General features: G+C 28.2%; 1 protein-coding gene. It reads right to left on the bottom strand.

Going from position 1 to position 277, the window contains the following annotated elements:
* Positions 1–265 (bottom strand): hypothetical protein (locus ACFINC_RS10585; RefSeq protein ID WP_375617186.1); only part of this gene is annotated, 265 nt, incomplete at its 3' end.
* Positions 266–277 lie beyond the last annotated feature (12 nt).

The raw sequence follows: 277 nt of genomic DNA, 5'->3' as shown, positions 1-277 counted from the left end.
TATTTGTCTCTGATAAATGAACAAATGCCCTCCCCGTGACAAATTTTTTAGTTTCTAAATTTTTTTCATTATTTCTTTGTCCCAACATTTTAGCAAACTCTTCTGGAGCTAAAACATTAAAATACAAACCATATGCTCCCTCTCCTTTCACAGAAATATTGTTTTTTTCTATCTTAATATTTGTATTTTTAAAGCCATTTGGTAAGATATGCTTTTGAATTAACCTACTATTATCATTGACATAACCTGAAAAGTTTTTAATCAAAAATGCATGCAT

This window comes from Bartonella sp. AP58NXGY (genome assembly GCF_042195785.1).
GTDB lineage: Bacteria > Pseudomonadota > Alphaproteobacteria > Rhizobiales > Rhizobiaceae > Bartonella.
The sequence above is the reverse complement of the archived record's forward strand: the minus strand, read 5'-3'. Positions and strand labels throughout refer to the sequence as shown.